This is a genomic window from Prochlorococcus marinus CUG1433 (genome assembly GCA_017644425.1).
GTDB classification, from domain to species: domain Bacteria; phylum Cyanobacteriota; class Cyanobacteriia; order PCC-6307; family Cyanobiaceae; genus Prochlorococcus_A; species Prochlorococcus_A marinus_U.
In genome coordinates this window covers 1348489-1370622 of sequence record JAEPLN010000001.1, presented here as the reverse complement: position 1 = coordinate 1370622, position 22134 = coordinate 1348489, and the positions used below count along the sequence as shown (strand labels likewise).

Below are 22134 nucleotides of genomic sequence, written 5' to 3'. Positions count from 1 at the left end.
GATTAATTTAAACAATTAAAATTTTTAATACTTAAGAAGTTTATTAGCAAATTGTCTTTAATATCCTTTTTTGTGGTCTCACTATCTTGTGATACAAAAGTAAATTTGGAATTTATAGATTCTGCACATTTTGCATCAAGTAATGAGTCGCCATAAGTCATAGTATCTAAAAATTTATGCATATTTCTAATATTTCCAAAATGAATATCTTTACTAATTGGGGAACCAAAAATCCTCTCAGGATCTATATTGAATTTAAGATTCATAAGAATTCGCCTAACTTGAGATTGTTCTCCACCTGATACAACATAAATGATTGCACTTTCTTTAACAAGTTGTTCAATATAATCTAATGCGCCCGGAACTGGAGAAATTTTATTGAATTTTGAATCTACTAATGATGCGAATTGATCACATAAATCATCAACACTGGGTAGTTGATAATCTAAGGCAATATTTCTTAAATAAGAAAATTTTTCCCATCTTGAAACCCCGCCATTTGCTTTGTGAAAATCAATAAATTTATTAACAAGCTTTTTCGGTACAAATTTAGAAGCAATTTCATTAAAAGATTCAGTTTTAAGTCTATTTGACAATATCAATACCCCATCACAATCAAAAATATGTAATTTAGATTCCATAAAAAAATAAATTTTTTTTATACTAACGCAAAAATTTTTACATAATATAAATATTCAAGGTTTATGATTTAATATTAAATTCAAGAACAAAAATGCATTCTTAGAAAATTTGTTTCTGATTGCAGTAATTATTGGAATCACTAAAAAAGGAATACGAATGTTAAATGTTTCCAGTTTTAATACAAAAGGATAAAGAAATGAAAAAAAGAAAGAATATGATTTATGAAAATTGTAAATCTTTTCAGCTTGAAAATATTGAAGCTTTTGGTATAGATGAAGAATGGGAATTTAATTTAGAAAGGGATTTCTTTTCTTTACAAAATTAAATTAATTTAAAAATGACCAAATCAATTCTCATTACAGGAGGTACAGGTAGTTTTGGAAGAAAGTTTATTTCAAGTCTGATTTCAGAAGAAAATGAATGGGATAAAATAATTGTTTTTTCTAGAGACGAGTTAAAGCAATGGGAAATGCAAGAAAAATTTCCTCAAGAAAGATTCAAAAAACTTAGATATTTTCTTGGAGACATAAGGGATTACAAGAGATTAAGAAGAGCTTTCGAAGGAGTCCATACAATAATACACGCAGCTGCTTTAAAACAAGTTCCTGCAGCTGAATACAACCCGACAGAATTCATAAATACAAACATACATGGTTCCCAGAATGTAATAGAGGCAGCATCAGATTGTGGAGTTAAAAATATAATCTCTTTAAGTACTGATAAAGCCTCATCACCTATAAATTTATATGGTGCAACTAAACTATGTTCAGATAAACTATTTATAGCTGCGAATAGATATTCAGGTCACAAATTAAAATGTAGTGTAGTGAGATATGGAAATGTAATGGGTTCTAGAGGATCAGTAATTCCAGTATTTCTGAAACAACTAAATAATGGTGCCCTAAAATTAACAGATCCCAATATGTCCCGATTCAATATAACTCTAAAACAGGCAATTAATTTTGTTAAATATTCTATGCTCAAATCATTAGGTGGAGAAATATTCATACCTAAAATGCCTAGTTATAAGCTCAATACATTAGCAGAAGCAATAGATGAGAATATAAATATAGAAATAATTGGTAGACGACCAGGAGAAAAAGATCATGAAGAATTATTTCATTCTCAAGATTGTTATGAGCTTCTCGAAACATCAAATACGTATGTAATATCTAATGGAATTCCAAGAGAGCAATATAAATCCAAATGGATAAATAATAATAGTGAGGAAATTTTTATATCTAAAAGAGTAAATGCCTATTCATCAGATACAAATGAAAATTTTTTATCTAAAGATGAATTAAAAATACTAATTGATGAATTTAAAAAAGAAAGAAATTAAACATAAATGAGAAAGCCTATTAATTTAGCAATAGATGCTTCAAATATTCATTCAGAGGGAGGGTTATTACATTTAAAAGGTATCTTGTCTTCTCAAAAATTACCGAATAAATATGTTTATAAAATAAATATCTGGGGCTTTTCTGAGTCCCTTGAAAGATTTCCAAAATCTAATTATATTGTTCATCACGAATTACCAAAAATTTTTAAAAACATTTTTCTTAGGTTCTTTTGGCAATTATTCTTATTACCAAAGAATAATTTTCTAAAACAATGTCATGCTTTTTATGTTCCCTCTGGAATTTGTTTATTTAGTCCTTTACCAATAATTCTTTTTTTTCAGAATTTAATACCCTTCCAATGGTTTAACTTAAAAAAATACAAATTTTCAATAACTTTTTTCCGCCTAATTTTAATAAGAATATTTCAAATAATTTCTAGTCATTTTGCCTGCTCAATCATTTTTCCGTCTAAATTCTCTTTAAACGTAATATCAAGTTCGTTTTTTTTTAATTCAAAAGTACCATTATCTACTATTTATCATGGAGTAGATCAAAATTTCTGCTTCACACCCTCTCCTCAAAAAAGTATCAAACATTTCTCACAAAATAAACCTTTTATTATCAGCTATATATCAATTATAGATGTCTACAAAAATCACTTAAATGTCTTTAAAGCCGTTAAAGAGATTATTGACAAAAAAAATTTACCATTACATCTACAGTTTATTGGTTCCTCTAATTCAAAATTTGCAAAAAATCTACTTTATCAAATTTCTCAAAATAAAGATGTCAGATCTTGGTTTTCTTACATCCCTGAAATAAGCCATGAATTGTTACCCAATGTCTATAAAAATAGTAATTTAATAATAAATGCATCTAGTTGTGAAAGTTTTGGAATGGCAGGCGTCGAATCAATATTAAGTGGCCAGCCTGTACTAGCATCTAGTTCAACAGTTTATCAAGAAATTTTGGGTAAAGGAGCTATCTATTTTAATGAAACGGATGTTAATGATATTTATAACTCTATTTTAAATTGTATTTATTCAGTGGAGAGGAGGAATATGGTTGTTTTAGAAGCTTCAAAAAAATCAAGAAAATTTACTTGGGAAGAATGTTCTTCAAGAACTTTCAAAAAAATAATAAATTCAATATCTAAAAAGTAAATTATCAAATTACTACGAATTCTGTAATTTAATAAATTTAGAATAACTTTTAGAAAAATTAAAAATTTTTCTTTTTATAATAATTTTTTAAATTACTATAATCTTCTTCGGTATCTATTGAAAAAGGAGAATTTTCTAATTCGATACACTTAACTTCTACATTATTTTCTATACATGCGAGAAGTTCTAAATCCTCTGACTGTTCTAAAAAACCCTTTTTTCTTTTTTCGTGATAGCAGAAAACATTGTCGATGTTATAAGCATATATACAAACTTGAATATTTCCAAATTTTGAAGAATTTGATTTTTTTGAAGCAGGTAGTGGATGCCTAGAGGTATATATTAAATTCTTTTCAGAAGAAATAATCATTTTAGGAACTTTTAATGACATATATTTCTCATTATCATTAGTAAATTCATATCCAGCTAAAACTCCTTTTACATAATTATTTTCAACATAATTGATCATTTCTTTTATAGAACTTAATGGAAATAATGGCTCGTCGGCCTGTAGATTAATAACTTTTTTAAAACCTTTTTCTTTCGCTAAAGAAACAACCCTATCAGATCCAGTTAAACATTTGTCTGAAGTCATTTCACATGAAATGTTAAATCTTTTAGAAGCTTCTAAAACTTTTATTGAATCAGTTGCAACAATAACAGACTTTCTTCCAATTATTTCAATAGCTTTGTTTGCTGTCTCCACAAAAAGAGGCAGTCCCTCTACATCTCTCAATACCTTTTCTGGCAAACGCGTTGATTTTATTCTTGCAGGAATAATAATCTTAGTCATTAGATAATAGAATGTATTAATTTCAAAGGAACAGTATGTCTTGTAGGAGTGAAGCTATAGAGTGGTACATTTTTAGAAATATTATCAATAGCTCTTTGAACCAAAGAGAATCTTGAGGCCAAAGATTCCTCTCCATCAACACCTGCGATAATAATATTTTTAGCTTTTTTAATTTCTGAATAACCTAAAGCAACACAAACAGAATGAGATAATTGTTCGTCATCAAATCTATTGTTAAATAAATTCATATCAAAAAAATCAACTTTAGATTTCTCTTTGTTTTCTATTATTAACGATTTAATTCTTTTTTTTGATGTTAGGAAGAAGTTTGGTTCTATCCTCTCTCTAGATAATATCTGACATAATCTCTCAATAGAATTTACACAAGTTATCCTTGGTTCAAAATTGTCAAGACAATTAACTACATTTATCTCAATAACTACAGGTTTAAATTCTCTAATATAAGTAAGTACTGAATCAGAAAAACTCCTATCTTGCATAGTTTTACCAGGAGCAATAATTAAAACTGTCTGATTTTCAATATTGTTTTTAACTGATAAAAAAGATTTTTCTTCTTTAATGATTTTATTTCTAAAAGAATCATATTTATAGATAGCAGATACTTTTTCAAGATTAGTAAATTGTTGAGGTTCTAAGAAATTAATAAGTTGTGTTTGGTTTAATTTAAATTTTGAACCTATTATAGTTTCAAGTTTTGAGCCCCAATTATATTTATTTTGAAGAGGCTTTATAAATTTTTCTATAAAGTCCATAATGCGAGAACATTGTAAAGGGGTTAATTCTTTAAAAAAAGCAATTAAAGATTCTGTGGATGCATTGCCCGCTCCCCTTCCAAATCCAAGAAATGAACCATCACAGGCTGATATATTTTTCGCTATGGGCTCTAAACACCAAGCAATTGCCATGCCATTGTTATTATGAGCATGAAATCCCAAATCAATTTCTTCATTCAGAAGAGGTTGAATATTTGTTATTAAATTTGTAAGTTTAAAAGGGGTTCCAATTCCCTCTGAATCAGCAAAATAGATTCTTGATATTGATAAATTCTGAATTTGCTTTAAGCCCAATTTTATATCATTAATATCTCTGTTAAAAATATTCATTATGTTGATAGCAACTTCGTAATTTCTTTTTATTAATTCTTTAGATAGAGAAATGGCGTAAGTCAAATTTTCTAAACTTACCGCTAGCCTAATAGACTTGAGAGGCATCAAAGAGTCTTTGAAGATTGATAAATTATCAAGATAGTCTGATGAACTTAAACCTAATTCCTTTAATTCTTTAACATCTATCATTATCCACAATTTATTTTTCAAATTAAATTTCTCTAAATAATTTAAAAAACTTGAATTGCAGAATGCCAATTTACCCAAACTTGAATCATCTACTGACAAAGAATGCCTTTTATATCCAATTTCTGATTCTAAATATGGATTTAATTTTAAAAGATTAAAATAGGAATCTAAAAAATCTTTATCAAAATTCCATTTTGTATGATAGCCACCATCCCTTAAAGTACAATCAATAATTTTCATAATATTATTATTTTTTAAATAAGTGACTTTTTATTGTGGATATACTGTTGAATATTTGTTAATTATATTTAATTATGAACATAAAGAAAATTTAATAAAGTTATTTGTAAAATTTTCTAATGAATTATCCCTTAATAAATTTTTCATTATTTACAGTAATATGTATATGAATGAATGAGATTGAAATTGTGGACATGATTACTATTCATAAATGTAGATTATATTTTAAACCTTTTAATTTGTTTATTTAAGTTTTTTTCATGAAAAAGATAGCATTAATAACAGGGATCACAGGTCAAGATGGAAGTTATCTGGCAGAATTTCTTCTTAAAAAAAATTATGAAGTTCATGGAATAAAAAGAAGAGCAAGTTCATTTAATACTGAACGAATTGACCATTTATATCAAGATCCCCATTCTGAGGACCCGAATTTTTTTCTGCATTATGGAGATCTTACTGATAGCTTAAATCTTATAAACATCATTCAAGAAGTAAAGCCTGATGAGATATATAATTTAGGAGCTCAAAGTCATGTAGCGGTTAGTTTTGAGACTCCAGAATATACGGCTAATAGTGATGCACTTGGAACTTTAAGAATATTAGAAGCAATAAGAAATTTAAAAATGATTGATAAGGCAAAATTTTATCAAGCTAGCACCTCAGAATTATATGGGTTAGTTCAGGAAACTCCCCAAACTGAAAATACACCTTTCTATCCTAGAAGTCCTTATGCCGTTGCAAAGCTTTATTCTTATTGGATTACTATTAACTACAGAGAAGCTTATGGCATGTTTGCATGCAATGGAATTCTTTTTAATCATGAAAGCCCAAGAAGGGGGGAAACTTTTGTAACTAGAAAAATCACTAGGGGTTTAACTCAAATCGATCAGGGTTTAGAAAAGTACTTATATCTAGGAAATATTGATGCTGTAAGGGATTGGGGACACGCAAAAGATTATGTAGAGATTCAATGGAAGATACTTCAACATAAGTCACCTGAAGACTTTGTAATAGCAACAGGAAGACAAATAAGCGTAAGGAAATTTATCGAGTTGGCAGCAAAAGAACTTGGCTGGGGGGGTATTATTTGGGAAGGTAGCGGTTTAGATGAAGTTGGTAAAAGAGCCGATAATAAACAGACTGTAATTAAGATAGATAAAAAATATTTCAGGCCTTGTGAAGTTAATTCATTGATAGGAGATTCAACAAAAGCTAATAAAAAACTTGGCTGGGCGCCCAAAACAACTTTAGAAGAATTAGTTACTGATATGATTAATAGTGATATGGAAATCGCAAAAAAAGAATCATTTTTAATAAAAAAAGGATTTAATTTTACACAACCCAAAGAATAATGCTTCAAAACCTTATTACGAAGCAGGATAGTTTTTTTGTCGCTGGACATTTAGGGATGGTAGGAAGCGCGATAGTAAGGGCACTTCACAAAAAAGGTTATGGAAATATAAATGAAGGAGGTAAATTATATGTTCAAACAAAAAAGGAACTTGATCTCTGTTGCTGGGATAGTGTGAATTCATGGTTCAAGAAACATAGACCTAATGTTGTTATTATCGCCGCAGCGAGAGTTGGAGGTATTTATGCTAACTATAAGTATCCATTTGATTTTATTTCGGAGAATCTTAGAATTGAACAAAATTTAATAGAAGCAGCTTGGTTAAACAAAGCCAAAAGATTATTATTTTTAGGTAGCAGTTGCATTTATCCAAAAAATTCAACCGTTCCTATAAAAGAAGAAGAACTTTTATCCGCTCCACTAGAAATTACAAATGAATCTTACGCAATTGCCAAAATAGCTGGAATAAAATTGTGCCAAGCAATTAGGTTACAAAATAATTTTGACGCCATATCACTAATGCCTACAAACCTTTATGGTCCTGGCGATAACTATGATTCAGAGAGTAGTCATGTTATTGCATCATTAGTAAAAAAAATTATTCTCGCAAAAAAATTTGGCCATAAATATGTAAAATGTTGGGGAACTGGAAAACCTCTTAGAGAATTTTTACACGTTGATGATTTAGCAGAAGCATGTATACAGGCTTTAGAGAAATGGAACCCTGATTTTAATAATGCACCCAGAGATATTAATAACAAAAAACTATATTATTTGAATGTAGGATCAGGAGAAGAAATCTCAATAAAAGATCTAGCAAAAAAGATATGTTTAATTACAAACTATAATGGAGATATTATTTGGGATCATGATAAACCTGATGGAACTTATAAAAAAAATTTAGAAATTTCAAGAATCAAATCAATTGGTTGGACTCCAAAAATATCTCTTACAAATGGTCTCACACAAGTAATAAAAAATATAGATAGCTCATTAAATGATCTTTCTGATCAAGGTAAAAGCTTAAAAAATTTCTTATAAATTTTTTTCTTATATAAAAAATTCATAAGAAATTTTAGAATACTTCATGACAATTTCTCTACAATATAAAAATTATACTTTTCTCCAAACAGCTAATAGTTTCCCTTGAATAGTGACTTGATCTATATCAAGAGTAATTGGTTCATAATTTGAATTAGCTGCCTCTAAAACAATTTTATTATTCTTTTTATAAAAATACTTTAGAGTTGTTCCTGAGCCTGGAACCATTGCACTTACAATAGTGCCATTTCTTAAATAAGATAATTCTTTAACTGGCTCCATGAGAACCATATCACCGTCTGCAATAAATGCATCAACCATAGAATCTCCATTAACAGTTAAAGCAAAAACGCCATCTTTATCTAAAACTTCGGACATATCCAAACTTTCATCAACATCAGAAAATGATTCGATTAATCCTCCTGCAGCAACCGCTCCTAAAACAGGGATATCGTTAGATATTTCATCAATTAATTGAAGTGTTCTGGCTCTACCCTCTTGCCAAGAGATATATCCTTTTTCTTGCAAGTGCTTAAGGCGACTTTGAATTGGGGCAGGAGATTTTAAATCCATCGCCTTCATCATTTGCCTAATAGAGGGACTATGTTTAAACTCTCTCATATATTTTTTTATCCACTCAAATAATTCACTTTGGGCTTGGGTTAGATCAACACTCATAATCCTTCAACTAAAACATTTGTACTCTAATACATTTGTACCTAGAAACCCCGGAAGATGCAATGATTTCCTATAAATTAGAAATTCTAAATTTTATTTAATATTTGGAAAAACAAAATTGATATTAAATACTAATTAAGATATTTTTAGTTTAAAATTAAAAATTTGAATAAAAAAATACCTATCTTACCAGTAATTTTATGCGGAGGCAGTGGATCAAGGTTATGGCCTTTATCCAGAAAAAGCTTTCCAAAGCAATATTTATCAATTGATATAAATGATGATTTTTCATTTCTACAAAACACTTTAAACAGAATAAAAAAGTTAAAGTATTTAGAAAATCCAATAATTATTTGTAACCAAGAACATAGATTTATAACCGCTGAGCAAATAAGAAAAATTGAAATCAAACCAAAATCAATAATCTTGGAACCATTGAGTAGGAATACCGCTCCAGCTATTGCTATAGCCGCATTAGAATCAATGAAAAATGGTGATGATCCAATTTTATTAATTCTTCCTTCAGACCATCAAATCAAGGATAATGAAGAATTTCTTAAAACAATAACGAGGGTAAATGATCTAAATTTAGATAAAAAAATATTAACTTTTGGTGTAAACCCTCATTCGCCTTCTACTGCTTATGGTTATATAAAGTCTAAAAAGTCTAAAAGCGAAAAAGAAATATTTCCTTTAAAAATTGAAAAATTTTTAGAAAAACCCAATAAAACTTTAGCTGAAAATATTTATCAAGATGATCTTTACAGCTGGAATAGCGGGATATTCATAAGTAGAGCAAGTACAATAGTAAATGAGCTTGAAAAATATTCTCCAGATATAATTTTTAATTGCAGAGAAGCACTCAGAAAAAAAATAAATGACTTAGATTTTACAAGATTGGAAGAAAATTCATTTAAAAAGTGTCCTAATATTTCCTTTGATAAAGCTTTAATGGAGAAAACAGATTTAGGTTTCGTTTTGCCTCTCAACGCAAAATGGAGTGATATTGGGGGTTGGAAATCTTTTTGGGAACAATCAAAAAAAGATCCAAATGGTAACGTATTGATTGGAGATAGCATTCAATTATCTTCTAAAAATAATCTTATTAGTAGTTATAGTCGCCTAACTATTGGATTTGGAATTAATGACTTAATAATAGTAGAAACTGATGATGCTTTACTTGTAACAAAGAAAGAACATTCAGATGATATTAAATTATTAGTCGATGAATTGAAATTAAGAAATAGAAAAGAAAGTGAGCATAACAGTAAAACTTTTAGACCTTGGGGTAACTTTCTTAACGTTTGTAGTGCTAAAAATTGGAAGATAAAGCGTATAGAGGTGAACCCTGGGGCATCTTTGTCCCTTCAACTTCATAAAAAAAGAGCTGAACATTGGGTTGTTGTAGAGGGAATTGCCAAGGTGGAAATTAATGATAAAGTAATCACCTTAAGAGAGAATCAAAGCTGTTTTGTGCCAATAGGATCTAAGCATAGATTATCTAATCCAGGAGAATCTCTTTTAGTTATAATTGAGGTTCAAAGCGGCTCTTACCTTGGAGAAGATGATATTATAAGGTTACAAGATGTTTACGGTAGAAAAACTAATTAAACAAGTTTATTCTTTTAGATATTGAATTATGATAATCAAAAAGTATTAATATTTTTGCATAGATCAACTTAATGTCGTAGGCACTTTAAGTTAATTTTAAGAAAGAATAGCTGCTAAAAGAGCTTGCTGAACAAATAATCTATTTTCTGCTTGATTGAAAATCCTACTTTTCTTGCTTTCCATTACTTCATCTGAAATCTCTTTAGATCTATATGCTGGAAGGCAATGAAGAATTATTGCATCCTTATCAGCATTTTTAACTAGATTACTATCAATTGTGAATCCATTAAAGTCTTTATCTTTCACTTCCTTTTGATTTTCTTCCCCCATAGAGGACCACACATCTGTATAAAGAACATTCGCTCCGATAACTGCGGCATATGGGTCATTAGTGATTTTCAGTAAATTTTTATTTTTATATATTTCATTTGCTTTTTTGACCACAGAGATATCAGGTTCATATCCATGAGGACATGCAATTCTTACTTCTACTCCTAATAAGGCCCCGCATAAAATAAGTGAGTTTGCCACGTTATTTCCATCACCAATAAATGCTAAAACTACATTTTTAAAATCATAGAATTCCTCTTTAATCGTTAAAAAATCAGCTAAAGCTTGGCACGGATGTTCTAAGTCTGTGAGCGCATTAATTACTGGTTTTGAAGACCACTTTTCGTACTCCTCTAAGTCTGCGTGTTTGAAAGTTCTAATAGCAATAACATCACAATATTTACTTAAAACTCTGGCAGTGTCTTTTATTGGCTCACCTCTTCCTATTTGTGAAGTAGTCGGATTTAGATCAATAGTGGTTCCCCCAAGCCTTGACATTGCGACTTCAAAACTAACTCTCGTTCGAGTTGAGGACTTATCAAAAATTAACCCTAAGACTTTATCCTTATATTTAATACTCAAATCTCTATTTTTAAAATTTTCAGCGAGTTCAAGTATATAGTTAACTTCTTCAGTTGATAAATCCAAGCTTGATAAAAAATTAGTTCTAGCAAGCTTGTTAGGTATAAGCATAAAAATTTTTAATGAATATTAAATTGTACTATGCAGGCATTTTAGTTTCTGAAAGTAATTTCTTTAAATCTTCACCTTCAATTACTTCTTCTTGGAGAATTTTTTGAGAAATAGATTCCAGAAGAGGTAAATTATTCCTCAAAATATTAAGTGCAGTTTCATGCGCATCATCAACTAAATCTCTAACCTCTTTATCTATTGCTTGAGCAGTAGCATCACTAACAGATCTCCTAGGATTATTACCATTACCTAGAAACTGACCGCCACCTTGTTTATCGTAAGCAAGCGGGCCAAGAATATCACTCATTCCAAATGTACCAACCATTTGTTCGGCTATATCAGTTGCTCTTTGTAAATCATTGGAAGCTCCTGTTGTAATCTTTCCAAAAACAACTTCTTCAGCAGATCTCCCTCCAAGAAGTGTAGCTATTTGTCCTTTTAATTCTTCTTTGGAATTTAAGAATCTTTCTTCAGTTGGCAATTGGAGAGTATAACCAAGTGCACTCATGCCTCTTGGGACAATTGAAATCTTTGCGACTTTAGAACCTCCAGGCATAAGATGGCCAACAATAGCATGACCAACTTCATGATAAGCGACAACTTTCTTTTCATCATCTTGCAAAACACGACTCTTCTTTTCCAATCCAGCAACAACTCTTTCTATCGCTTCGCTTAAGTCTTGTTGTTCTACACTTTTCCTCTTTGCTCTAGCAGCAAGTAACGCAGCTTCATTTACCATGTTAGCAAGATCAGCTCCTGCGAATCCGCTAGTAGCTTGAGCTATAGAATCTAAATCAATTGAATCTGCAAGTTTAACTTTTTTTGTGTAGATCTCTAATATAGTTTTTCTGCCAGATAAATCTGGTCTATCGACTAAAACTTGCCTGTCAAACCTTCCTGGCCTTAAAAGTGCTGCGTCGAGGACTTCTGGCTGGTTTGTAGCCGCTAATACAATGACCGGTTTATCTGTTGAAGCAAAGCCATCCATCTCTGTAAGGAGCTGATTTAATGTTTGTTCTCTTTCATCATTGCCGCCGACGACACCCATAGATCCAGAACGACTTTTGCCAATAGCATCCAATTCATCAATAAAAATAATACATGGGGCTTTTTTCTTAGCTTGTTCAAATAGATCTCTTACTCTTGCGGCACCTGCACCAACAAAAAGCTCAACAAATTCAGAACCTGAAATTATAAAGAAAGGAACTTCTGCTTCTCCAGCGACAGCTTTTGAAAGAAGAGTTTTTCCTGTTCCTGGAGGTCCCACAAGAAGTACACCTTTTGGTATTCGCGCACCGATATCTGTATATCTTTCAGGTTTTTTTAGAAAATCAACTATTTCCGTTAATTCGTCCTTAGCTTCATCAACACCAGCCACATCAGCAAAAGTTACTTTTGATTCATCATCGGGGACGTAAACTTTTGCTTTACTTTTGGTAAAACTAAGAGCTCCCTGTGCACCTCCGCCACCCATACTTCTTCTAGCGAAGAATTGCAAAACAAGGATAAAAATTAAAGGAGGAACAACCCAGCTTAGTATGGTTGAGAAAAAATTTGGTTTTTTGGGAGGAGCGGCAGCAAACTCGACCCCTTTACTTTCTAACCTTTGTGGAAGGTCCATATCAAAAATTGGGGTTGTTGCTAAAACAGAGGGTGCCCCTTCTTCAGCTCCATTCAACTCATATCTAATCTGTTCTTGAGTGATATATGCACGTTTAACTTCACCATCATTAACCTGATCAATAAATAAAGAATAAGGGACCCTGGGGATTTGCATATTTTGATTAGGGAAAAGGCTACTAAATAGAAGTAATGCTCCAACTCCAATCAAAATGATATTTACAATTCCAAATCTTCTATTAGGTTGATTATCATCTTGTCTTATAGGCATAGTTATGATCAATTTTGAACTTATTATAAACTAAACGAAGAGTTTCCGTATCTGTATTGTTTTTTTTGGGTAAGAACCGTACGGTACTTTAACCCATATAAATTAATGTAAAAATTAATTTTTGAATGAACTCTTAACACATATATCATTCTCAATCAAACTAAACTGAGAATCACTTAATTTAATAATTTCGTGCATTTCATTAAATTCAAAATCACTTAAGGGATTCATACTATTTTCTCCACCTAAAATTTTTGGAGCAATAAAAGTAATAAGTTCTTGAATACAATTAGATTGAATAGCTGCAGTAGCCAATTCGGGGCCACATTCCCAAAGAACTTTATTACATCCTCTTTTTGCAAGTATTTTTGAAATTAACTTTGGATTATCTGATGATACTTTTTCAACCTCAACACATTTCGGAATCCTTGAGAGATAGCTTTCATTTGCTGAAGAAGAATCATAAATAACTAAAGTTTTTGCCTTACTACAATCCCAAAGATTAGATTTTGAGGGGAGATTTAAACTTTTTGTGAAAACAACTCGCAAAGGCTCAGGATTTTTGGAACCTCTAGTAGTCAAAAGTGGGTTGTCTCTTCTTAATGTGTTTCCACCAATGATTATTGCATCAAATTCTGCTCTAAAAGAATGAACTAATGACCTTGATTCATCATTAGTAATCCATTTACTTTTTCCATTTTTTAAAGCAATTCTTCCATCAATACTCATTGCCCATTTAAGAACACCAAATGCCCTTTTAGTAATATTTCTATGAATGAAAGCCTTATTTAGATCTAAAGATTCTTTTTTACATAATCCTAAGTGAACTTGTATTCCAGCTTCTTTTAGAAGCTTAATACCTTTGCCAGAGACTCTTTTATCAGGGTCTTTAATAGATATATATACCTTTTTTATCCCAGAGGCTATCACCTTATCAACACATGGAGGTGTTTTACCTTGATGGCAACAAGGTTCAAGATTTACATACATTGTTCCACCTTTAGCATCCTTTTTTAAATTATTAAAAGCCATAGCCTCAGCATGAGGCATCCCTGCCTTGAAATGAAACCCTTCTGAAATAAGGTTTCCATTTTTATCAAGTATTACCGCTCCCACCCTAGGGTTTGGACTCGTTGTATTTTTGCCTAAAGAAGCCAAAAAAATTGCTCTTCTCATCCATTTTGTATGGCTTACATTTTTTTCAGACATCCCCAAAAATCAAATTCAGTTTATTGATCTCCACTCTTTAACAACAAAGGGGGGGATAGGTAACTCAGAAAAAACTCCCTGCAAAGATAATCTTAATGGTCTATTTTTATCTAAATTTTTAATTAATTCATCAAGATCAAATTCTGCTGCAGCTTGTCTTCCATCATTTGCTAATTCCACATTAAGTAAAGTTTTATCATCTAAAAACCACTTTTTTCTCCCCGATTCAACCCTTAAGTCAGTGGGATGATCAATCCTAAGATTTCCTGGATATCCTATTACTCTCAAGATCAATTTATCCTCAAAAAGAGATGATTTATAAGCTACTAATTGCCAAGTTTCAAAGTCCAAGTCCCTTAAAAACTCACTGCTAGCATTTATTAATTCCCCATTTATTTCTGTTTCTGCAACTTCTGCAGATACTTTCAATGGGTTAAAAATAAAGGATAATAGTAAAAGTAAAGGTAGAATTCCTTTTAAAAAAATATTTTTATTTGATTTTGTAATTTTCTTCATTTTCAGAATCCATCAGGGCATCAAGAGTTACAGCTGTTCTTACAATAGCTTGATATCTTTTGATTATTTTACGATTTTTTTCTATAACTCGAGATAAATTCAAAGTGTCTTTTTCAGAATAACTAGATGTTAAATCACTAGAGTCTTCTTCAATAAACTCAAATTCATTATCTTTATTTACTAGAGTTAACAATAAATCATGTAATCTCTTTCTCCTTTCAGACAATTAACTTACTATGATAGCTCAAATAATAATAAGATAATTTAATAAAACATTCAAACAATTTAGTTCCATTTCATTAAATATTGATGACTGAAGTTAATAGAAAAATCCATGTAATTGGAATTAATTCTTATAAATTTGAAGATCTATCTATCAAATTACAAAATCTATTTTTTGAAACAGAAAATATTGCAGTTCCTAATTCATATTTTGAAGAAATTAAATTATGGATAGAAAATGGTTTTGAAAAAAAGAAATCATTTTTTTCAAGCAAAAGTAACAACGAACTTGTTAACTGGCTTAAATCTCAAAAAAATGATGCTATTTTAATTTCGAGAGGAGATCCATTGTGGTTTGGAATTGGAAGAATACTTCTGGAAAATTTTTCAAAAGATGAGTTAATTTTCTATCCTTCAAATACTTGCCTTCAATTGGCATTTAGCAAGTTAAAGATCCCATGGCAAGATACCATTTACGTAAGTATTCATGGAAGAGATTCAACAAAGTTAATTAAGGCTCTTAAATCTAAGCCTGCAAGTTTAGTAATAATTACGGATTCAAAAAACAAAAGCTTAGAAATAATCCAAAAAAACCTTTCAGAATTAAATCTGATTGATTTTTATGATTTTTGGCTTTGTGAAGAATTAGGTTTGGCTAATGAAAGTATAAGAAAGTTGAATCTTAGAGAGGCATTACCTTCCAACATATCTTGCTTGAATATTTCTGTTCTTACAAAAACAAAGAAAAACTATTTGAATAATGATCTTCCTCTTTTTGGAATTAATGACATCATTTTCAAAACTTATGAAGACAGACCAAATTTATTAACAAAAAAAGAGATTCGCATACAAATCTTAGCTGATCTGGAACTTCCAAAAAATGGTGTCATTTGGGATATAGGTGCAGGTTGTGGATCAATTGGTTTAGAGGCATTAAAATTGAGGCCTAATTTAAACTTATTTTGTTTCGATCAAAGAATTGGTTCAAAAGCATTAATATTGGAAAACTCAAAAAGACTAGGCGTTAAACCAAAATCTATTTTTGAAGAAGAAATAAAAAACACCTTGAACAAGATAAATTTTAGTTCGCATGAAAAACCCAATAGATTAGTAATAGGAGGATGTGACAAAAAGACTAAACTTAAAATTATTAATTATCTTGCTCAAGACATGAGAATTGGAGATATTATAGTTATTCCAATAATAGACATACAAACTATTGAGGAATTAAAAGAGAAATTAGAAGAAAATAATTTTAAAACTAATTTAAATTTGATTCAGACTTACAAAAGCTTGAGTATTTCAGAGGGGATGCGATTAGAGCCAAATAATCCTGTTTTTTTATTAAAAGGGAAAAAATTAATTTAAATAATTGTTACTTATTAGGTTTAGCTACATGGGGTAATCCCCAGCCTAATTTATTTCTCAAAACTTGAAAAAATTCATGCTCTTCAAGCCTAATAAATTTCACTGAGTGTTTGCTTTTTCTTATTAGAACTCTATCTTCAGGCCAAACATAACAACCAGCATTTCCATCAACAACCATTACTAATCTTTCAGGAGTTGCTGGGAAAACAGTTACTGGCTCTGAATCATTAAAAACTAATGCCCTTGATGCTAATGAGTGAGGAGCAATTGGAGTTAATTGCACCACTGGGCAATCGGGGGTAATAACTGGCCCCCCAGCACTCAGTGAATATGCAGTAGAACCAGTTGGAGTAGATAAAATCACTCCATCAGCTGAAATATCTACAGGAGCATGTCGCCCTATCGAAATCTCAAAATGACACATACTTGTAAGAGGTTCTCTATGAAGCGCCATCTCATTAAGGCAGAGAGACTCCCATCTTCTCTGATCATTCCTCATCACGCTAATAATAAAACAAGTTCTTTCTTCAATTTCCCAATTCCCAGCAATGATTTGATCTAAAGCTTCATCTAGGTTAGACAAATAAGCTTCGGCTAGAAATCCTAGATGCCCAGTATTTATTGTAAGGATTGGAATTTTTGCAGGAGCGGTTTGCCTTGCCGCAGAAAGCACCGTTCCATCCCCCCCAAGAACAATGGCAAATTCCATGGACGAATCAAATCCCTCTGGAACACAATTGGTATATCCCAAAGGGCGAACATGTTGATCAGGATTGGCAAATCCAACCATACCACCAGAGCTACTAACTCTTACCACTTCATAATTGGATTTTTCCAATTTTTCTTGAACGGAACTTGCAGTTTGAACAGCAAGTTCTTTGCCATCATTAACAATTAGTCCTGCTTTACGTACCAATCAAACTACTAAAACTACCTTTATCTTAAACTAAGATGTTTTACAATTCTAATTTGAAATTCTATTTAACTAGAACTGTTCCAAAAATCTAAGATCATTTGTATAAAATTTCCTGATATCGTCAATCTGATGTCTCACCATACAAAATCTTTCAACTCCTAATCCAGCTGCGAATCCGGTCCATTTTTCAGGATCTATTCCTAATTTTTCTAAAACCTTAGGATCTACCATTCCGCAGCCCATCACCTCTAACCATTTACCTTTCCATTGAACGTCTACTTCTGCCGAAGGTTCAGTAAACGGAAAATAACTAGCCCTAAATCTTACAGGAATGTCTCCAAAAAAGGTCTTTAAAAATGTAAGAACAGTACCTCTTAAATGACTAAAATTAATATCTTGATCGATACATAAAACCTCAACCTGATTGAATACAGGGGAATGAGTAGCATCTACAGCATCTCTCCTATAAACTCTTCCTGGAGCAATAATTCTTACTGGAGGGGGATTTTTCTCTAGGTATCTTATTTGAACAGGCGAAGTATGGGTCCTCAAGAGTCTATTGTCATCTAAATAAAAAGTATCCTGCATATCTCTTGCAGGATGATTTTTAGGTATGTTGAGAGACTCAAAATTATAAAAATCAGTTTCTATTTCAGGGCCACTTTCAACTGAGTATCCTAAACCACAAAAAATATCTATTATTTCATCTTGAGTTGAAATCAAGGGGTGCTTATTCCCCGAGGGTGTACCAATTGAAGGGATAGTTACATCAATTTTTTCTGTTTTAATCTTTTTATCTAGGGCTTCACTATTTAGTTGATTTTTTCTTTCAGTTATTAATTCTTGCAAATTTATCTTTATTAAATTTGCCTTCTGGCCAACAATTGGTCTATCAGTGGCAGATAATTGACCCATTTTTTTCAAGACAATTGATAAATCACCTTTTTTTCCTAGCAAGGAAACCCTCAATTGATCTAGTTCTTCATGAGTTTTAGAATTACTTATATTATTTTTTGCTGTTAGAGAAAGATTATTTAGTTTTTCCTCAATTTGACTTAATAATTCAATTTGACTCACTGATATAGTAAAAATAAGTATAGCTTTATCTTACTTAAATATCGTCCATAAATAAAATGTATTGATTAATGAAACCGTTAAATATACTAATTAGCAATGATGATGGAGTTTTTGCAGCAGGAATAAGAGCTTTAGCAAAATCTGCTCAAAAAAGAGGGCATAAGGTTAAAGTAGTGTGTCCAGACCAAGAAAGATCAGCCACTGGCCATGGTCTTACTTTACAATCTCCATTAAGAGTGGAAAGAGCGGACGAATTATTTGAGGAAGGAATTGAAGCTTGGGGATGTTCTGGCACACCTGCTGATTGCGTTAAATTAGCACTATCTGAACTCTTGGATAATAAACCAGATCTAGTTCTATCTGGAATAAATCACGGGCCTAATTTAGGAACAGATATTTTTTGTTCAGGTACAGTTGCTGCTGCTATGGAAGGAACTTTAGAAAATGTTCCATCAATGGCAATAAGTGTTGCTAGTTTTAAATGGAAGAATTTTGAATTTGCCGGAGAAATTGCTATGAATATTGCCGAACAAGCAATTAACGATAGTTGGCCAGCTTCCCTTCTTTTAAACTTGAATATACCCCCTTGCGAGAAAAGTAACATAAAAGAATTATCCTGGACTAGATTATCAGTAAGAAAATACAAAAATCAATTTTCAAAAAGAGAAGACCCAAGGGGTGACGATTATTACTGGTTAGCAGGTGAGGTAGTTTTAGATCTCAAATCAAAAGGTTGTGGGCCAAAAAACTGGCCAAGTGATGTATCTCAAATACAAGAAAATAAAATATCGCTTACACCTGTAGAACCAGATTTATTTTGGAGAGGTAATTTAGAAGACTTACCTAAAATTAATAATTCATTTGTAAATCCTTCTTAAAAGCCATAAAGAAAAGCAAAGTCCAAAAAAATGAGCAGCAATAACTTGCGTATTACTGAGAACTGATAAAATTTCAAGTCCAGTAATTGGGATATCAGATGTTGCTGTTATCAATTGTCCAGTTGTTTGGGAGGATGCCTGTATAAATAGGGCACCCATAAGTGCTTGATAACCAATTAATCCAAACAAAATTCCTAATAAATCAACTATTAGTCCTCTTTTTATTAATTTACTGGTTTGTCCTCTTGAGGGTCTTGCATTGCTTGATATTGCTCTTCCTGTTCTTACAATTAACCAACCTTGCCAAAGACTAAATAGTAGTAAAATTAATGATATTGTCGTAAGTGATAGACCAGGTGCCAAGCCAAGCTGCCCTTCGCTATTATTAACAACATTTGAAAAAAGCAAAACAGCTGCAACAACAACACCTAAAATGGATTGAACCCAAAAGCGTATCCATCCAATGCGCCGCATTACAAATGAAAGGGACTGAAAATCAATTTTGTCTGACATTCATTTGATTGAATAAACTATAATCTATTCAAATTTGCCATCAAAATCATAAAATTGCACGTAATCTTTTGATCTCTTTAATATCGCCATCTGAAGTTAAGAATCCTACTTCAATAGCTATTGGTAGTTTTGATGGCTTACATGCTGGCCATAGAAAATTAATAAAAAGTGTAGTTGAAGAAAATCAATATACTCCAACAATTGCCAGCTTCTGGCCTCATCCCAGAGAAGTTTTATACAAAGAAACGCGTCTTAGACTCGATCTCCCTGATGAGAAACTACCTATCCTTGAAGATCTAGGCATTGAACAATTAGTTCTTATTCCTTTTGATAAGGGACTATCTAAACTAAGTGCAGAAAGATTTGTTAGAGATATTTTGATAAATCAATTACAAGCCAAAAGCATTTCTGTAGGCGCTAATTTTAAATTTGGTTTTAAAAGAAGTGGAGACATAAATACTATAAAAAATACTATTAAAGATACGGATATAAAACTAAAAATTACTCCAATTTTAGAAGATATAGAAGGTAGAATCAGCAGCAGTAGAATAAGAGATTTATTAGAGAAAAGTGATCTGAAGAATGCTTTCAAAATTCTCAAAAGGCCCTATAGTTTTAATGGAAAGGTTGTCAAAGGTAAAGGGATTGGGAAAAGTATAGGTTGGCCCACTGCGAATCTTGAAATAGATGGCAGAAAATTTTTACCTGGAGAAGGAGTCTACGCAGCTTGGACAAATATAGAGAATTTCAACCAAAAAATTGAATCAGTTATGAATCTTGGCACTCAACCAACAATTAATCCTCTATTACCATCAGCAGTTGAAGTTCATTTAATTAATAAAGATATCAATCTATATGGTTTAAATCTATCCGTAGAACCAGTTGAAAAGCTTCGATCTCAAATCCAGTTCGAGAATATAGATCAATTATCTTATCAAATAAAAAAAGATAGAGAAAATGCACTAAGAACATTAAAAAACTACATGAAATAAATTAAAAATGAAGAATTCAAATTTTAAAGATTTTGAAGATTTAAGAATTTATCAAATTATCGACGCAAATCTTGATAGGGCGAGAGAAGGCTTAAGAGTTCTTGAAGATTGGGCCAGGTTTGGGTTAGGGAGAAATGATTGCGTAATCAAGATTAAAAACTTTAGACAAATTTTAGGAAAAAATCATTTAGAAATTTATAAACATGCCAGGAATCTAATTAAGGACGAAAGCAAAGGACTTGCCCATTTAGAACAATTTAAGAGAACAACCCCTGAGCAATTAATAAGCTCCAATGCAGGAAGAGTCCAAGAAGCATTAAGAGTCGTAGAAGAATTCTCAAGACTACATAATCATGAGCTTTCAAAAATTGCTTCGGAAATTAGATATGAAATTTATACCTTAGAGATTGAATTATTAAGATTAAGCAAGTTTAGGAAGTCGGAGGAAATATTAAAAGAAAATGATTTATATGTAATAACAGATAAAAAGGAAAACTTATTAGAAATTATTGAGGAGATTTTAATTGCGGGAGTAAAAATCATCCAACATAGATTTAAAAAGGGAACAGATAAAGATCATCTTCAGGAAGCAATTCAGATTAAAAATCTATGTAAAAAATATAATTCATTATTTATCGTTAACGATAGAGTAGATATAGCTTTAGCATCAAATGCTGATGGCATACATCTTGGACAAGAAGATTTAGAATTAAAAAAAGCGAGACAATTATTAGGCTATTCAAAAATAATTGGTATAAGCGCAAGTAATAAAATTGACATTTCCAATGCTCTCAAAGAGGGTTGTGATTACATTGGAATAGGACCAGTATTTGAAACTGCAACAAAAAAGGGCAAAAAACCAATAGGTATTGAAAAGATCAAAACATTAACAAAAGATTTAAATATTCCTTGGTTTGCTATAGGAGGAGTTAAAAAAAACAATATTTCATATTTAAAAAGCAATGGTATTAAAAAAGTTGCCTTAGTTTCGCAACTAATGAATTCTGAAGATCCGAAAGAAGACGCTATTATGATTCTAAAAGAGTTATCTAATGAAAATTAAGGTGAATGGAAAGGAAAAAAAAATAGATCTCGATCAAGAAAATGCTCTGCTATCAACAGTACTTATTTCCATGGGATATAAACCCAACACAATTGTTGTAGAGCTAAATAATTTAATTATTAATTCTTTGAAATGGGAGAAAATAAAACTTAAAGATGGAGATAATTTGGAAATAGTTGCAATAGTTGGAGGGGGTTAAAAGATAAAAACTTAATTAATTAAGAATCTTCATAATTTTTTAAGTTTAAGCTTGAAACAATAACCAAATTTTTTTTGTTTTCGTTATAT

Annotated in this window: 23 protein-coding genes; 11 read left to right on the top strand and 12 right to left on the bottom strand. The window is 31.0% G+C overall.

The genetic code is table 11. The annotated features are described in order from the left end of the window. Positions 1 to 2: 2 nt before the first annotated feature. On the bottom strand, positions 3 to 641 hold the full coding sequence (locus JJ842_07760) for an HAD family phosphatase (GenBank protein ID MBO6971805.1): 639 nt from the start codon (positions 639 to 641) through the stop codon (positions 3 to 5). Positions 642 to 805: 164 nt separating this feature from the next. Between JJ842_07760 and JJ842_07755 the strand changes: the two genes are divergently transcribed. Genes JJ842_07755 through JJ842_07745 form a run of 3 tightly spaced genes read left to right on the top strand, consistent with a single transcriptional unit; the run spans position 806 to position 3148 of the window. Beyond that, a complete protein-coding gene (locus JJ842_07755; protein ID MBO6971804.1) occupies positions 806 to 967 on the top strand; it encodes a hypothetical protein in 162 nt (53 codons plus the stop codon). Between the two features lie 12 nt (positions 968 to 979). Further along, on the top strand, positions 980 to 1984 hold the full coding sequence (gene pseB / locus JJ842_07750; protein ID MBO6971803.1) for a UDP-N-acetylglucosamine 4,6-dehydratase (inverting): 1005 nt from the start codon (positions 980 to 982) through the stop codon (positions 1982 to 1984). 6 nt (positions 1985 to 1990) lie between these two features. After that, the gene (locus JJ842_07745; protein ID MBO6971802.1) at positions 1991 to 3148 is read left to right on the top strand and encodes a glycosyltransferase; all 1158 of its coding nucleotides are present in this window, start codon (positions 1991 to 1993) and stop codon (positions 3146 to 3148) included. Between the two features lie 58 nt (positions 3149 to 3206). On the opposite strand, the gene JJ842_07740 is transcribed toward JJ842_07745, so the two are convergent. Both JJ842_07740 and JJ842_07735 read right to left on the bottom strand, forming a co-directional pair. Continuing rightward, the gene (locus JJ842_07740; GenBank protein MBO6971801.1) at positions 3207 to 3941 is read right to left on the bottom strand and encodes a hypothetical protein; all 735 of its coding nucleotides are present in this window, start codon (positions 3939 to 3941) and stop codon (positions 3207 to 3209) included. Continuing rightward, positions 3941 to 5497, bottom strand: a complete 1557-nt coding sequence (locus JJ842_07735; GenBank protein MBO6971800.1) for a hypothetical protein — start codon at positions 5495 to 5497, stop codon at positions 3941 to 3943. The genes JJ842_07740 and JJ842_07735 overlap by 1 nt, the downstream gene beginning before the upstream one ends. A 260-nt stretch (positions 5498 to 5757) precedes the next feature. On the opposite strand from JJ842_07735, the gene gmd reads away from it, so the two are divergent. Then, positions 5758 to 6849 (top strand): GDP-mannose 4,6-dehydratase, encoded by a 1092-nt coding sequence (gene gmd, locus JJ842_07730; GenBank protein ID MBO6971799.1) that lies wholly within the window; start codon positions 5758 to 5760, stop codon positions 6847 to 6849. After that, positions 6849 to 7889 carry a GDP-L-fucose synthase gene (locus JJ842_07725; GenBank protein MBO6971798.1) on the top strand — a complete coding sequence of 347 codons (1041 nt, stop codon included), beginning with the start codon at positions 6849 to 6851 and terminating at the stop codon, positions 7887 to 7889. Before gmd ends, JJ842_07725 begins: the two co-directional genes overlap by 1 nt. Before the next feature lie 72 nt (positions 7890 to 7961). Here JJ842_07725 and lexA read toward each other — a convergent pair whose 3' ends face one another. Beyond that, a complete protein-coding gene (gene lexA / locus JJ842_07720; GenBank protein MBO6971797.1) occupies positions 7962 to 8567 on the bottom strand; it encodes a repressor LexA in 606 nt (201 codons plus the stop codon). Positions 8568 to 8732: 165 nt separating this feature from the next. Here lexA and JJ842_07715 point away from each other — a divergent pair, with 165 nt between their 5' ends. Next, entirely contained in the window at positions 8733 to 10178 is a 1446-nt protein-coding gene (locus JJ842_07715; protein ID MBO6971796.1) for a mannose-1-phosphate guanylyltransferase/mannose-6-phosphate isomerase, read from the top strand. A gap of 96 nt (positions 10179 to 10274) precedes the next feature. Here the strand turns inward: JJ842_07715 and argF are convergent, their stop codons facing one another. The 5 genes from argF to JJ842_07690 all read right to left on the bottom strand — a co-directional run bounded on the left by argF (position 10275) and on the right by JJ842_07690 (position 15043). Then, positions 10275 to 11201, bottom strand: a complete 927-nt coding sequence (argF, locus tag JJ842_07710) for an ornithine carbamoyltransferase (protein ID MBO6971795.1) — start codon at positions 11199 to 11201, stop codon at positions 10275 to 10277. A 28-nt stretch (positions 11202 to 11229) separates the two neighbouring features. Continuing rightward, positions 11230 to 13092 (bottom strand): ATP-dependent zinc metalloprotease FtsH, encoded by a 1863-nt coding sequence (ftsH, locus tag JJ842_07705; GenBank protein MBO6971794.1) that lies wholly within the window; start codon positions 13090 to 13092, stop codon positions 11230 to 11232. 114 nt (positions 13093 to 13206) lie between these two features. Beyond that, positions 13207 to 14301, bottom strand: coding sequence for a bifunctional diaminohydroxyphosphoribosylaminopyrimidine deaminase/5-amino-6-(5-phosphoribosylamino)uracil reductase RibD (gene ribD, locus JJ842_07700; GenBank protein ID MBO6971793.1), 1095 nt, complete (start codon positions 14299 to 14301; stop codon positions 13207 to 13209). Positions 14302 to 14316: 15 nt separating this feature from the next. Further along, positions 14317 to 14817, bottom strand: a complete 501-nt coding sequence (locus JJ842_07695; protein MBO6971792.1) for a DUF3122 domain-containing protein — start codon at positions 14815 to 14817, stop codon at positions 14317 to 14319. Further along, entirely contained in the window at positions 14792 to 15043 is a 252-nt protein-coding gene (locus JJ842_07690; protein MBO6971791.1) for a hypothetical protein, read from the bottom strand. The genes JJ842_07695 and JJ842_07690 overlap by 26 nt, the downstream gene beginning before the upstream one ends. A gap of 83 nt (positions 15044 to 15126) precedes the next feature. On the opposite strand from JJ842_07690, the gene cbiT reads away from it, so the two are divergent. Next, complete coding sequence (cbiT, locus tag JJ842_07685; GenBank protein MBO6971790.1) at positions 15127 to 16407, top strand: precorrin-6Y C5,15-methyltransferase (decarboxylating) subunit CbiT; 1281 nt, start codon at positions 15127 to 15129, stop codon at positions 16405 to 16407. A gap of 7 nt (positions 16408 to 16414) precedes the next feature. Here cbiT and JJ842_07680 read toward each other — a convergent pair whose 3' ends face one another. Next, positions 16415 to 17323 carry an NAD(+) kinase gene (locus tag JJ842_07680; GenBank protein ID MBO6971789.1) on the bottom strand — a complete coding sequence of 303 codons (909 nt, stop codon included), beginning with the start codon at positions 17321 to 17323 and terminating at the stop codon, positions 16415 to 16417. Between the two features lie 69 nt (positions 17324 to 17392). Next, positions 17393 to 18400, bottom strand: a complete 1008-nt coding sequence (gene pheS / locus JJ842_07675; protein ID MBO6971788.1) for a phenylalanine--tRNA ligase subunit alpha — start codon at positions 18398 to 18400, stop codon at positions 17393 to 17395. Positions 18401 to 18468: 68 nt separating this feature from the next. On the opposite strand from pheS, the gene surE reads away from it, so the two are divergent. Continuing rightward, on the top strand, positions 18469 to 19278 hold the full coding sequence (gene surE / locus JJ842_07670) for a 5'/3'-nucleotidase SurE (protein ID MBO6971787.1): 810 nt from the start codon (positions 18469 to 18471) through the stop codon (positions 19276 to 19278). Here the strand turns inward: surE and JJ842_07665 are convergent. Next, entirely contained in the window at positions 19258 to 19791 is a 534-nt protein-coding gene (locus JJ842_07665; GenBank protein ID MBO6971786.1) for a DUF3611 family protein, read from the bottom strand. The genes surE and JJ842_07665 overlap by 21 nt on opposite strands. Positions 19792 to 19859: 68 nt before the next feature. On the opposite strand from JJ842_07665, the gene JJ842_07660 reads away from it, so the two are divergent. From JJ842_07660 to thiS, 3 genes are read left to right on the top strand one after another with little or no spacing between them, the layout of a single operon-like run. Next, a complete protein-coding gene (locus tag JJ842_07660; GenBank protein ID MBO6971785.1) occupies positions 19860 to 20783 on the top strand; it encodes a bifunctional riboflavin kinase/FAD synthetase in 924 nt (307 codons plus the stop codon). A gap of 7 nt (positions 20784 to 20790) precedes the next feature. After that, entirely contained in the window at positions 20791 to 21846 is a 1056-nt protein-coding gene (locus JJ842_07655) for a thiamine phosphate synthase (GenBank protein ID MBO6971784.1), read from the top strand. Then, entirely contained in the window at positions 21836 to 22045 is a 210-nt protein-coding gene (gene thiS / locus JJ842_07650; GenBank protein MBO6971783.1) for a sulfur carrier protein ThiS, read from the top strand. The genes JJ842_07655 and thiS overlap by 11 nt, the downstream gene beginning before the upstream one ends. Positions 22046 to 22134 lie beyond the last annotated feature (89 nt).